11 protein-coding genes are annotated in these 13347 nt (G+C 54.9%); 5 read left to right on the forward strand and 6 right to left on the reverse strand.

Annotation, left to right across the window (positions count from 1 at the left end; all coding sequences use genetic code 11):
• Nucleotides 1–2: 2 nt before the first annotated feature.
• Nucleotides 3–1181, reverse strand: a complete 1179-nt coding sequence (locus IAE30_RS25800; protein WP_200681255.1) for a glycosyltransferase family 4 protein — start codon at nucleotides 1179–1181, stop codon at nucleotides 3–5.
• A gap of 495 nt (nucleotides 1182–1676) precedes the next feature.
• On the opposite strand from IAE30_RS25800, the gene IAE30_RS25805 reads away from it, so the two are divergent.
• On the forward strand, nucleotides 1677–2882 hold the full coding sequence (locus IAE30_RS25805; RefSeq protein ID WP_075564123.1) for an MFS transporter: 1206 nt from the start codon (nucleotides 1677–1679) through the stop codon (nucleotides 2880–2882).
• Here the strand turns inward: IAE30_RS25805 and ppk2 are convergent.
• Nucleotides 2879–3799: a polyphosphate kinase 2 gene (gene ppk2 / locus IAE30_RS25810; protein ID WP_038648073.1), complete on the reverse strand. Its 921-nt coding sequence runs from the start codon at nucleotides 3797–3799 to the stop codon at nucleotides 2879–2881. The two genes, IAE30_RS25805 and ppk2, sit on opposite strands and share 4 nt — an antisense overlap.
• Before the next feature lie 12 nt (nucleotides 3800–3811).
• Nucleotides 3812–5428, reverse strand: coding sequence for an inorganic phosphate transporter (locus tag IAE30_RS25815; protein WP_045833554.1), 1617 nt, complete (start codon nucleotides 5426–5428; stop codon nucleotides 3812–3814).
• A 165-nt stretch (nucleotides 5429–5593) separates the two neighbouring features.
• On the opposite strand from IAE30_RS25815, the gene IAE30_RS25820 reads away from it, so the two are divergent.
• Nucleotides 5594–6619 carry a transporter gene (locus tag IAE30_RS25820; protein ID WP_045816455.1) on the forward strand — a complete coding sequence of 342 codons (1026 nt, stop codon included), beginning with the start codon at nucleotides 5594–5596 and terminating at the stop codon, nucleotides 6617–6619.
• Nucleotides 6620–6846: 227 nt separating this feature from the next.
• Here the strand turns inward: IAE30_RS25820 and IAE30_RS25825 are convergent, their stop codons facing one another.
• Both IAE30_RS25825 and IAE30_RS25830 read right to left on the reverse strand, forming a co-directional pair.
• Complete coding sequence (locus IAE30_RS25825; protein ID WP_034821064.1) at nucleotides 6847–7929, reverse strand: L,D-transpeptidase family protein; 1083 nt, start codon at nucleotides 7927–7929, stop codon at nucleotides 6847–6849.
• A 198-nt stretch (nucleotides 7930–8127) separates the two neighbouring features.
• On the reverse strand, nucleotides 8128–9942 hold the full coding sequence (locus IAE30_RS25830; protein ID WP_200681256.1) for a glycoside hydrolase family 15 protein: 1815 nt from the start codon (nucleotides 9940–9942) through the stop codon (nucleotides 8128–8130).
• 118 nt (nucleotides 9943–10060) lie between these two features.
• Here IAE30_RS25830 and IAE30_RS25835 point away from each other — a divergent pair, with 118 nt between their 5' ends.
• Nucleotides 10061–10840, forward strand: coding sequence for an SDR family oxidoreductase (locus IAE30_RS25835; RefSeq protein ID WP_200681257.1), 780 nt, complete (start codon nucleotides 10061–10063; stop codon nucleotides 10838–10840).
• Here IAE30_RS25835 and IAE30_RS25840 read toward each other — a convergent pair.
• Nucleotides 10837–11412, reverse strand: coding sequence for a DedA family protein (locus tag IAE30_RS25840; protein ID WP_200538939.1), 576 nt, complete (start codon nucleotides 11410–11412; stop codon nucleotides 10837–10839). The two genes, IAE30_RS25835 and IAE30_RS25840, sit on opposite strands and share 4 nt — an antisense overlap.
• Nucleotides 11413–11580: 168 nt before the next feature.
• On the opposite strand from IAE30_RS25840, the gene IAE30_RS25845 reads away from it, so the two are divergent.
• Nucleotides 11581–12168, forward strand: a complete 588-nt coding sequence (locus IAE30_RS25845) for a Yip1 family protein (protein ID WP_200681258.1) — start codon at nucleotides 11581–11583, stop codon at nucleotides 12166–12168.
• 190 nt (nucleotides 12169–12358) lie between these two features.
• The gene (pbpG, locus tag IAE30_RS25850; RefSeq protein WP_034821245.1) at nucleotides 12359–13288 is read left to right on the forward strand and encodes a D-alanyl-D-alanine endopeptidase; all 930 of its coding nucleotides are present in this window, start codon (nucleotides 12359–12361) and stop codon (nucleotides 13286–13288) included.
• The last annotated feature ends 59 nt before the right edge of the window (nucleotides 13289–13347 follow it).

The raw sequence follows: 13347 nt of genomic DNA on the forward strand, positions 1-13347 counted from the left end.
CCTCATTTAAATGCCGTTGTGTAGTGCATCTGCTTGCTGGCTGAGTAAAACAGGGCGAGTTGCTCACTGAATTTCCCCGGATCGTGATGCTCAGCAATTCTTTTCAGCGATTGCGCAGAGTATTGCGTGATCACGCCCGGATTACGCAAAATATCAATGATATGCGCCTTTAGCTGCTGCACGATTTGTCGGCGTATCTGCAGTTTGCTCTCTTGAGAATCAACCACATACTCATATTCGTCATTCACCGGCTGCTGAATCAGCCACCCTGAACCGGGTGGATTGATCTCCGGCAAGGCGCGAATGTTGGTGGTGATCACCGGACAGCCACTGGCTTGCATCTCCAGCACCGAGAAGCCGTAGGTATCCTGCCAGCTGGGCAACAATCCCACGTGCGAATGCTGCAGTAAGGTCAATACCTGATTGTTGGGCAGGGTAGTGAAATGCTGAATGTGGGGCGAGGTTTTGATTAACTGCTCAATGCGCGTGTAGAACGCCTCATCATCCTGAAATTGCCGATGGGCAATATTATGACGCTGTGTGATGTCACCGATCAGCGTGACCTGAATCTGGCCGCGGGTGAACACATCCTCTTCAGTTAATTGCGAGATGGCCAGTACCACTTCCGCGCCGCCTTTGCGATAGAACTCATTGCCGATAAAAATGAAACGTATTTCTCCGGGCGAGATCAGGCGCGGTTTAACGCACAACAGCGGTTGCGGCGGATGCAGAACGTGTAGCTTGTGTCTGACGGCGGCTTTGATCGCGGGAAACGCATCGAGCAGCTTCCACTGGATGTCGAGGGTCGCTTGCGAGATGGCAATCAACGTCAGGCATTCCGCTTTCGCGATTAATTGCAGCTGCGACTTCAATTCAGGATTGTCGTATTTTGCCACACCGGGCACCGGCAGCACGCGTGGGATCTCGGTTTCAAAGGTGGCGATCCAGTTCCTTTTGGTGTCGGCCACTTCATTGAAAAGGTGAATGACATCCGCATCGTGTGGCAGTAAGCCGGGGAGCGGAAGAAAAATAAATTGTTTATTTTTATGTAAGATTTTTGCTTTGACGGCATTTAAATAGAAATAGATATTCTTTTTGCGGCAATCAATATATTTGTTGTGTGGGTTAGTGATGATATTTCTTTTTTCAGGATATCCGCTTCCACTGATGATTATCTTCATAATCTCTCCTGGTCGGTAGGGAACAGAATGAACAGAGGTCAGAAATTGGCTTAAGCGGGTGCACAGGCTCAACGTTGCCGCTATGCCTATTACGCACCGAAAGTAACGATCGGTATTTGATTGGTTAGTCTGTAACCTAAAGGCAATCGGGGGCGTAATCTATGTCTTAATGTGAATGATTGCGCGCGCCTCTCTCAGCATTCGCGCGACCTGAAAAGATTAACAGTTGGTTTTGTTGCTATTTTAATGGAATATTTTTTGGATAATCGTTTTCCGAAAAGGTTTTTTTTCAGATTTGTCAGGCCGATGTGTAAAAGAAATTGAATTAATTTCTGTTATTAATCGAAGGTGAAATGCTGGGGCGATATTTAAATAAGCCTGATAATGGAATTATACAGAATTACCCTATGACACAGTCCCATGTAAAGTCAGGTTCAAGCTCAACGCTAATTGCGCTATAGTAGCGTTTCACATTCATTTGTAATGCCATCACTTATGTCTGACGCCGCTGTACTGAGTCATGCTCAGTTAAATAAACGCATCATCTCCGTTATTGTCTTCACGTTTTTCTGCTACCTCTCGGTAGGGTTGCCGCTCGCGGTGCTACCGGGATTTGTGCATAACCAACTGGGTTTCAGTTCGTTCATCGCCGGATTGATCATCAGCCTGCAGTACTTCGCCACGCTGCTCAGCCGTCCGCATTCGGGCCGTCTGGCCGATCGTTATGGCCCGAAACGTGTGGTGATGATGGGGTTGGTGTGCTGCGGCATGAGTGGCGTACTTTCCCTTTTCGCTGCGTTGTTCACCGATGTGCCGATGCTCAGTCTGGCGCTATTGGCAGTGGGAAGGCTGTTTCTGGGGGTGGGTGAAAGCTTTAGCAGTACTGGCTCAACGCTGTGGGGGATGAACATTGTCGGACCGTTGCAGACGGCGCGTGTGATCTCATGGAATGGCGTTGCCACCTACTTTGCGATGGCGATAGGCGCACCGCTCGGGGTGCTGCTCAATCAAATGTTCGGCATCAGCGGCTTTGCCGGGCTTGTGGCGTTGATGGGCGTCATCGGTTTCTGCATGGCGAGCCGTAAAGCGGCGGTCAGCGTCACCGCGGGCGTGCGTATCCCTTTTCATCGCGTGGTCAGCCGCGTCTGGCTGTTTGGGCTGGCATTGGGCTTTGGCACCATCGGATTTGGCGTCATCTCAACGTTTATCACGCTCTATTTTGCCAGCCGCGACTGGAGCGGCGCTGCTTTTGCCCTGACGTTGTTTAGTCTGGGCTTTGTGCTGGTGCGCCTGGCCGGTGGCCGCTACATCACTCGTTTTGGCGGGTTGAAAGTGTCGCTGGTGTCATTTGTGCTGGAGTGTGCCGGTCTGCTGTTAATCTGGCAGGCTGATAGCAGTTGGCTGGTGGATATCGGCGCGTTCCTGACCGGCGGTGGTTTCTCGCTGGTGTTCCCGGCGCTGGGCGTGGAAGCGGTTAAACGCGTGCAGCAGCAGGATCAGGGCTCGGCGCTGGGCACCTACTCGGCGTTTCTTGATTTAGGGCTGGGATTAACCGGTCCGGTGGCGGGATTGCTGATTGGTCATTGGGGGATGCAGTCAGTGTATCTGGCGGCGGCTCTGATGGTGCTGGGCGCATTTGCCATAACATTGCGTCTGCAACAGCAGCACGGCCGCGAGGCAGCCGTGCAAACTGTTAACTAATACTTCTCTGGTACCACCATGTTGTCTGGCACTGGCGCGCGGCGATAATCTTCATGACGTTCGCGCGTCGGTAACATTATGGTTTTGCTCTCGCTCTCTTCGTACGGCACCTGTTGCAGCAGATGGCTGATGCAGTTCAGGCGCGCACGCTTCTTATCCACACCTTGCACCACCCACCATGGCGCTTCAGGGATGTGCGTGCGCTCCAGCATCTCTTCTTTCGCTTCGGTGTAATCTTCCCAACGGCGGCGGCTTTCGAGATCCATCGGGCTCAATTTCCACTGTTTCAGCGGATCGTGGATGCGGCTCAGAAAGCGCAGCTCCTGCTCTTCATCGGTGATCGAGAACCAGTATTTGATGATCTGAATGCCGCTGCGGGTCAGCATTTTTTCGAATTCCGGCACGCTGCGATAAAACTCTTCGACTTCGGCTTCATTACAGAAGCCCATCACGCGCTCTACGCCTGCGCGGTTGTACCAGCTGCGGTCAAACATCACAATCTCACCGGCTGCAGGCAGGTGAGCGATATAGCGCTGGAAATACCACTGGGTTTTCTCACGATCGTTCGGCGCGGGCAGGGCGGCGACGCGACAGGTACGTGGGTTTAAACGCTGGGTGATACGCTTGATCACCCCGCCTTTCCCGGCGGCATCACGGCCTTCAAACAAAATCACTACGCGATGTCCGGTGCGCATCACCCAATCCTGCAACTTCACCAACTCGCCCTGCAGATGCAGCAACTCACGGAAGTAGCGGCGGCGGAAAGCCTTATCGCCTTCCTGCTGCGGTTCACCGTTATCATTGAAGCGCAGATCATCCAGCTCCATTTCCAGCTCTTCGTCGTAGCTGTCGTAAAACTCCTGCAGCAGACGCGCATTGAAGGTCTCGCTGTGGAAGCTATTGTCGTGTGTCGCCATGACTTTTCCCCGTTACAGATGAATAAACAGAGCGTAAAGCAGCCCTGAAAGTAAGACTGAGACCGGCAGCGTCAGCACCCACGCTAGCGCGAGGTTACGAATCGTCGAGAGCTGCAGGCCAGATTTGTTAGCGGCCATCGAACCGGCCACGCCTGATGACAGGACATGAGTGGTGGAGACCGGCAAACCGAACACATCCGCCGCGCCGATGGTTGCCATCGCCACCAGCTCCGCACTGGCACCCTGTGCGTAGGTCAGATGGGTTTTGCCGATGCGCTCACCGACAGTGACCACAATGCGGCGCCAGCCCACCATGGTGCCGAGCCCAAGGGCAATCGCCACCACCACTTTCACCCACATCGGGATAAAGCGCGTGGCGGCATCCAACTCTTTCTTCACGGCGGTGAGATTGCTGGCAATCTCTTCCGGCATCGCGACTTTAGCCGATTGCAGATGTTTGATGGTTTCGGAGGCGAGGTACATATCATTACGGGTGTTAGTCACCGCTTGAGCCGGGATATTCTCCACCGCACCATAACGACGGATCTGATCGCCGATATCGCCCAGCATCATGCCGAGGGCAGGGAGTACCTGAGGGCGGTTCTGGCTGGTGCGCACGAACTCGGTCAGCACTTCACGCGGCGCGGGCATCGCGGCGGGTGCCGGTTGCAGCGTCAGCAGCTGCTGCTCGGTGACCTGGGTTAATGCGGCCACGCGCGGGATTTGATCCGGCGGCAGCGAACGGTTCAGGGCGTAAGCAATGGGCATGGTGCCCACCAGAATCAGCATGATGAGGCCCATGCCTTTCTGGCCGTCGTTTGAACCGTGGGCAAATGAGACACCGGTACAGGTCAGGATCAGCAGGCCGCGAATCCATGCCGGTGGAGGCTGATTGCCCTTAGGTGCTTCATACAGCTGGCGGTTGCGGATAAAGGCCTTCATCGCCAGCAGCAGGAGCGCCGCACAGATAAAGCCGACAATCGGCGACAGCAGCAGGGCGTAACCCACTTTGATCGCCTGATCCCAATCCACACCGCTGGTACCACTACGACCGTGCAGCAGGGCATTCGCCACGCCCACGCCGATGATCGAACCGATCAGCGTGTGTGAAGAGGACGCCGGCAGGCCGAAGTACCAGGTGCCGAGATTCCAGATGATCGCTGAGAACAGCAGCGCATACACCATAGCGAAGCCGTTGCCGCTACCTGCCTGCAGAATCAGCTCCACCGGCAGCAGTGAGATAATGCCAAACGCCACCACGCCGCTGGAGAGCAAAACGCCAAGGAAGTTGCAGAAGCCAGACCACACCACGGCAACACCCGGCGACAGCGAATGGGTATAAATCACAGTGGCGACAGCATTGGCGGTATCGTGGAAGCCGTTAACAAACTCAAAGCCGAGGGCAATCACTAAAGCCACGCCCAGCAGCAGGAACGGCGTATAGCTGGTGACAGGCGCGCCGGTCTCCTCAACGTCATTAAACAGGTTGATGGCGGTGAACAGCAGGCCGCCGCACAGCAAGATCAGGAAGATGATGCGTGAGATTTTTCCGTTGCCCTGGTTAAGATTCGGGCGACCGTTTTGGGACGATGATGTTGATGTAGATGCAGGTAAACTGTTTTCAGCCATAACACACCCCGGTGTGGATTGACGATGCTCGATTGGCATCCGTTACCCGCAGTGTGATACGTGGTTTGTATGACAGAATGATGATCGCGATCACGCTCTGTCATCTTGCTGTAACACGGCTGTCGCAGTCTGTGGATCTGACCGCTTCGGGATCCTCACGCTGCCATGCTCCAGCCTGTCTTACCGCTTGCCTCATTGCCGGACTTCAATAATGAAGTGGCCGGACTCATTCATGGGTATCTGTTCACGCCGGAAGCACCGCCACAGCGGCTCAACGCGCGTGAAGCTTCGCAGCTCGCGCAGCAGAATTTGCCGGAATCCTATTTTCTTTGGCTACACATCAACCTGAATCATGCCCGTGCCGAGCGCTGGGTTCAGGACCACTTTAGTGTAGACGATGATTTTTTCGATGAGATCCATTCTGCTTCACCGCGCACGCGTTTGGCCCATCAAAACGATGCGCTGCTGGCCGTGCTCAATGATGTGACTTTCAGTAAAGAAGAGCGCAGTACACAGAATGCCACGCTGTGGATTTGGTGCTGTACGCACACCATTGTCACCGCGCGTTATCGTCCGGTGGGAATGATTGAGCGCATGCATCAGCAAATTGATCGTCTCCCGTTCGCCGAGCCGGATGCGATGCTGTTGTGGTTGCTGGGTGAGCAGGAAGCGCAACTAGAGCAAGTGGTGCGCCGCTCCAGTCAGGCGGTGGATGCCATTGAAGAGCGTTTGCTCAGTGCCGCGATTAAAAGCAACCGCAGTGAGTTGGGCCATTTACGCCGTATGCTACTGCGTGTGCAGCGTTTGCTGGCACCGGAACCCGCCGCGCTATTTCGTTTGTTAAATCGGCCACCAAAGTGGCTCAAGCGCGAACCGCTAAGTGAATTGCGCATCTTTACCGAAGAGTTCAGCGTCGCATTGAATGACCTGGCGGGACTGATGGAACGCATTCGCTTGTTGCAGGAAGAGATTGCCGCGAGTTTGATGGAGCAGAGTAACCGCACGCTGTTTTTACTGACGGTGATCACCGTGCTGGCGCTGCCGATTAACATCATTGCCGGCTTTTTCGGTATGAATGTGGGCGGGATTCCGCTGGCGAATAATCCGCACGGTTTCTTACTGCTGGTGATTGTGGTGTTGGTGTTTACCCTGGTGGCGGGCTGGCTGGCGTTGAGACGGCGGCGGGAATAACCCTGTAGATAAGCCAATGAGTGCGTATTTAAGTGCGCTTTGGTCGCTATTAATGGCGACCCTACAACGTTGAGTATGGGTAGGGTATTCGTAGGGGGCGCATTTATGCGTACCGGGTTAAGTGACAAGCATTACGCAATAACATCGTAGGGTTGCCACTTATGGCGACCGGGCAAAAAAAAACCAGCCACAATGGGCTGGCTTTTTACTGCATGGCGAGTCAGCGATTACAGGCTGTTGCCGGTCGCTGGCGCAGGCTGAGCAGCTGGAGCCACATCACTCTGCGGTGCAACGGCGCTGGCGCCCTGCGGGGTCATCGGCTCTTCTTTTGGCGTGGCGTCAGAAGATTCCTGAACCGGTACCGGAGCAGGCATCACTTCACCCTGCGGACCGTTGATTTTAGTTGGCATGCCGTTACGCGCCTGAATCGCGTTATTCACCGCATCCTGGTTAGTGCTGCCATCGGCAATCACTTTGGTCACTGCAGCGGTCAGCGTAATCGGCACCACTTCACGTGAGTTAAACTGCTCTTCGGTAGTAGAGAGTGGGTTGTGCACTTCTACATAGCGAGAACCGTCTGGCTCAACGGTGGCTTTCACCGGCTGGTCGATAAACTGTACGCGAGTGCCAACCGGCACGTTGTCGAACAGCCATTTGATGTCGTCAGCACGCAGACGCACACAGCCGTGGCTCACGCGCAAACCGATACCGAAGTTGGCGTTAGTACCGTGAACTGCGTACAGACGGCCGATATACAGCGCATACAGTCCCATCGGGTTATCCGGACCTGCCGGGAATACCGCTGGAATGCTTTCGCCACGTGATGCGTATTCTGCGTGCATCGCTTTGGTTGGCGTCCAGGTTGGACCGGCTTTCTTACGCTGAACGGTCGTGGTCCAGTTCACTGGCGTGTCTTTACCCAGTTCACCGATACCGATTGGCAGCACAACCACGGTCTTGGTGCCTTTCGGATAGTAATAAAGACGCATTTCCGCGCTGTTGATCACGATGCCTTCACGCGGGGCGTCAGGCAGGATCAGCTGCTGAGGGATCACCATTTTGGTGCCCGCTTTTGGCAGATAAACATCAACGCCCGGATTGGCTTCCAGCATGTTACTGAGGCCCATCTGGTACTGAGCAGCGAAGGCTTCCAGCGGAAGTCGGCTGTCATCAGGCACGGTGATTTCAAGGTTTTCGCCGATCAAACGGCTGTTAGCCGCTGGCAGCGGATACACTACTGCGAATGCCGACTGGCTGAACGCCGCCAGTACCAAAGCAAGTGAAGCGAACGCGCGAATGCTCTTTTTCATGTTTTTCAAGTCGTTATAGCCGTGTTTCAGGCTTGTCAGTGTGTCGAATCCATCTTGGTCTCAATGACCCGGTGCGCATTATATGTGCATAGGCGCAGTGATGGGAATCAGGATTTTCAATGGCTGATGATACTTTACTTAAATAGTGGGCATTTCCCGACCCATCTCGTTGCCGTACCGCCCAAAATGTGAATTTTCTTAAGGCTGCCACAGCGTCACTTCATTGCTCAATTTACGATTGAGGAAAAAAGCGGCACTGATTAACGCCAGATGCGACAGCGCCTGCGGCATATTCCCCAGCGCTTCGCCATGAGTGGTAAATTCCTCGGCGTACAACCCCAGGGGATTGGCATAGCTCAGCAACTTTTCAAACTCAAAATGGGCTTCATGCACGCGCCCGGCCCGCGCCAGACACTCCACATACCAGAAGGAACAGGCGGCAAAGGAACCTTCACCCCCGGTTAAGGCATCGGCAGGGGTTTCACTAATGTTATAGCGGCGCACTAAACCGTCGCTCACCAGATGCGTTTTAATCGCGTCAAGGGTGGCAATCCAGTCGGGATCGGTGGAGCTGACAAAGCGCACCAGCGGCATGAGCAACATAGATGCATCAAGGAACTTGCCGCCGCGTGTGGCGGTAAAATGGCCCAGTTCCGGGCTCCAGAAGTTTTGCCAGATGTCATCGCGGATCTCGCTGCGCACGCGATCCCAGCGCTCATAAGGCATCGGCAATGAACGCTTCAGACCGAGACGCAGGGCGCGATCCAGCGCCACCCAGCACATCAGGCGCGAATGCAGAAAGTGCTCTGGCTCACCGCGCATCTCCCAGATACCGGCATCGGGCTGATTCCAGTTGCCGCAGACATAATCAATCATGCTGGAAACATGCCGCCAGCCGCGCTGTGAAATGGCTTCACCGTATTTATTGGCAAGGTAAATGGCATCCATTAGCTCGCCGTAAATATCCAGCTGGGTCTGCCGCCACGCATCATTGCCGATGCGCACCGGGCGCGAGTTGGCATAGCCGGAAAGATTGAGCAACTCGGTTTCATGCAGTTCGGTACCGCTGTCCAGACGGTACATCACCTGCAGGTGCGGCGTGTCGTCATGACTGTGCTCGACGCAGCGCCCCACCCAATGGGTAAAGTCTCGCGCTTCTTCCACATAACCCAGGCGCATCAGCGCATACATGCTAAAGGAGGCATCCCGAATCCACGAGGCGCGATAATCCCAGTTGCGCTCGCCGCCTAACTCTTCCGGCAGGCCAAAGGTTGCCGCAGCGGCAATCGAACCGTGCTGTTTCGAGGTGAGTAGTTTGAGTGCCAGTGCGGATCGCGTCACCATTTCCTGCCAGCGTCCGCGATACGTGCTGTGGCTGCTCCAGCGCCGCCAGTAGGCCAGTGTCTCGCTGAAGCACTGTTCAGTGGCAATCTCCGCCACAAAGGGATCGTCATCGCTGCCAAAGACAAACTCAGCAGATTCCCCGGCCTGGAGTGTAAATTCGGCCACTGCGCTGTGGTTTTCCCGGGTCATCACCACCGTAGCACTCAGCCGTAACGCGGGCTGGCCTTCGGCAAGAAAGGCCACGCCACCGGGGCGCAGTTCGGTGTGGGTTTCGGCACGGGCATAATCATGGCGCGGGGCACACAGCAGATTGAAGGTGGCCGTTCCGCGCACCATTTTGACCCGACGTACCAGTCGCGGCACTTTATTGGGCTGGTCGCAGATCGGCATGTAATCGGTGATCTCTGCCACGCCCGCATCGCCTAACCAGCGCGTCTGTAAAATATTGGTGTCCGGCAGATAGAGCTGCTGCTGGCGCGCATTTTTCCAGTCTGGCGCCAGTGAGAACAGACCGGCATCATCGCCATCCAGCAACGCAGCAAACACGGACGGGCTATCCAGTTCCGGCCAGCAGAGATAATCGATGGTGCCGTCATTGGCGATCAATGCACAGGTCCGTAAATCCCCAATCACGCCATGATCATCAATTCTGCGTTTAATTTTGCTCATCCTGCCTCCTTGACTGCATCTGATTGTTAACTATAGACGAAAGGGTGTTTTCGGCTGACCCGAGGCACAGATCGATAACTTCTATACTGTGAAGACACCCATCACGCAGGAGAATGTTATGGCACTGGGCAAACAGAAAGTGGCCGTGGTTACCGCATCCGATTCCGGCATTGGCCGCAGCTGTGCCGTCATGCTGGCTGAAGCGGGCTACACGTTAGGGATCACCTGGCGCTCAGATGAAGCGGGGGCACAGGAAACGGCGCGACTGGTCGAGAGTAAAGGGCAAACCGCACAGGTGCGGCAGCTGGATCTCTCCGATCCGCAAGAAGGCGGCAAGCAACTGGCGCAGCTCATTAATTCACTGGGTCGCATTGACGTACTGGTCAACAACGCGGGCGTGATGATGAAAGCTGATTTTCTCGATGTCACCTTTGAGGATTGGCGGAAAACGTTCAGCGTCGATGTGGATGGTTCGTTTATCTGCGGACAGATCGCTGCCCGTCATATGGTCGATCAGGGCGATGGTGGGCGCATCATTAACATCACTTCAGTGCATGAACACACTCCGTTGCCGGATGCCACCGCTTACACCGCGGCGAAACATGCGCTCGGCGGTCTGACCAAATCGATGGCGTTGAGTTTGATGCCCCATCACATTCTGGTGAATGCCGTTGCACCGGGCGCAATTGCCACCGCGATGAACCATCTGACTGATGATCAGGCGCGCAGCACACGTATGCCGGAAATTCCGATTGGACGCCCCGGCGATACGCGTGAAGTGGCAAGTTTAGTGGCGTGGTTGTGTTCGGAATGGGCGACCTATACCACCGGACAATCGTTTATTGTTGACGGTGGCTTTATGTTGGCCAACCCGCAGTTTAAAGGTTACCACCACTAATCCGCCCGGCGGCGGTTCCAGCGGCGAATCACGTAACGTAGTGCGATGCCGAACACAATCGCCGCCACTAACCACAGCAAATGTTTAAGGTGCTGGTCGAGCTTATGCAGCCACGGCGTAATGATCTCCCCGGCGAAGTAGCCGAGGGTGACAAAAATCAGCGACCAGAGCGCGGCGCCTATCACGTTGAGCACAAAGAAACGCAGCGGTTTTAACCGGCTGGTACCGATGATGATCGGGCCAATAATGCGGAAGCCGTACATAAAGCGCACGCCAATCACAAACAGACTCGGGCGCTTCTGAATCAGGCGATTGGCTTTACGAATCGTATCCTCGTGTTTACGGAAACGGCGCAGGATGCGAGTACCATAGCGACGGCCCAGCCAGAACAGCAGCTGATCGCCAATAATCCCTCCAATCATCGCGGCCAGCACCACGCCGCTAAAGTGCAGTAACCCCTCATGGGCCGCCACGCCGCCCAGCAGGGTAAAAGTTTCCCCTTCCGCGATACAGCCGATCAGCAAGGCGAGATAGCCGTATTGGGTAATTAATCCATTGATATCGAGATGCAAATTTTCCTCCCTGTCGCGAGTGATTCAGGTAACAGTTTATACGCCAGCAGCTTTTTTTGTGCCGCTGTCCGCAAAAACAGCAGCCCCGATTATACTTGAAGGGAAGCTGCCTGAGTTGCATGGCCTGATCGCTGAAGGGGCAGCCCATCGCATCAGAGGAGTGATTTTATGAATCATGTCTGGGGTCTTCTGGCGCATCCTAACCAGGAAATGCGCGATATCAAGCAAGAAAATGAGAGCGTTTCGCACCACTACACCCACCATGTTTTGATGATGGCAGCGATTCCGGTGATCTGTGCCTTTATCGGTACCACACAACTGGGCTGGAATCTGGGCGAAGGGCAGTTCGTACAACTCAACCTGCTGACGGGCATCGGTCTCGGCATTCTTTTCTATCTGATTATCTTAGGCGGCGTGGCGGTGATGGGTCGCGTCATTCATTGGATGGCGCGCGATTTTCCGCAGCGTCCCAGCGTTCAGCGCTGTACCGTGTTTGCCGGCTATGTCGCCACCCCGTTGTTTATCAGTGGGCTGGTGGCACTTTATCCGCTGGTGTGGCTGTGTGTGTTGGTCGGCGCGGTGGCGTTACTCTATACCGGTTATCTGCTGTACGTCGGCATTCCGGTGTTCCTCAATATTGATCGTGAAGAGAGCATGCGCTTCTCAGGATCGACACTGGCGATTGGTGTGCTGGTGTTTGAAGTGCTGCTGGCACTGACCGTGGTGTTGTGGGGTTACGGACCACGATTGTTCTAACCTGCAATGACACCGTGAACGGGAGGCCATTAGGTCTCCCGTTTTTTTAACGCTCAGAAACAATCTACCTAAGAAATTTCGCAGATAAGCGCGTATTATGCTGCTGCCAGCCCGCATCCCGTCTGGTTTGATGCGCGCGGCCTGTGTCTTAAACACGGCGCAAAACTCCTTACCGGATTTTTTTGACACGATGTCTGTAAAAATGCGTATTTCCTTGCTGTCGCTGGCGCTGTTTGTCGCCGCACCGGCAGCTGTCACTCCGGCACTGGCCGCGCCTGCTGCGCTGTCTAATCTGGCGCCGATTGCCCAACCGCAAATCGCCTCCGGCAGTGCCATGATTGTCGATCTTGAAACCAATAAAGTGCTGTTCTCCAGCCATCCGGATCGTGTGCGGCCTATCGCGTCACTCACCAAGCTGATGACGGCAATGGTGGTGCTGGATGCCAAACTGCCGATGGACGAGATGCTGTCGGTGGATATCAGCCACACGCCAGAGATGCGCGGTGTGTTCTCGCGCGTCAAATTGAACAGTGAAATCAGCCGCCGCAATATGCTGCTGCTGGCGCTGATGTCATCGGAAAACCGTGCTGCCGCCAGCCTGGCGCATCACTATCCGGGCGGCTATGACGCCTTTATCCGCGCGATGAATGCCAAAGCTCGTGCGCTGGGCATGACGCATACCCACTATGTTGAACCGACAGGTTTGTCGATTCACAACGTCTCCAATGCGGAAGATTTGATTAAGCTGGCAAAAGCCACGCGTCAATATCCGTTGATTGGTGAACTGAGCACCACCAAAGAAGATACAGCGGTGTTTAAACATCCGAACTATGCGCTGCCGTTCCGTAATACCAATCATCTGGTGTACAAAAACGACTGGCGTATCGCGCTGACCAAAACCGGTTATACCGATGAAGCCGGCCACTGCCTGGTGATGCGCACGGTGATCAACAACCGTCCGGTGGCGCTGGTGGTGCTGGATGCGTTTGGCAAGTACACCCACTTTGCCGATGCCAACCGTCTGCGTGACTGGCTGGAAACCGGCAAAGCGGCGCCGGTTCCGGCAGCGGCGCTGGCCTACAAGAAGCAGAAATCGTCGCAAACGGCCAGCAACGAGTAATCACGACGTCTGTTTCCCTTCACAGATGCACAATGGATTGTGCGTCTGTGAGTGCTTCC

Source organism: Pantoea sp. S61, from assembly GCF_016625145.1.
Classification (GTDB): Bacteria; Pseudomonadota; Gammaproteobacteria; order Enterobacterales; family Enterobacteriaceae; genus Pantoea; species Pantoea rwandensis_B.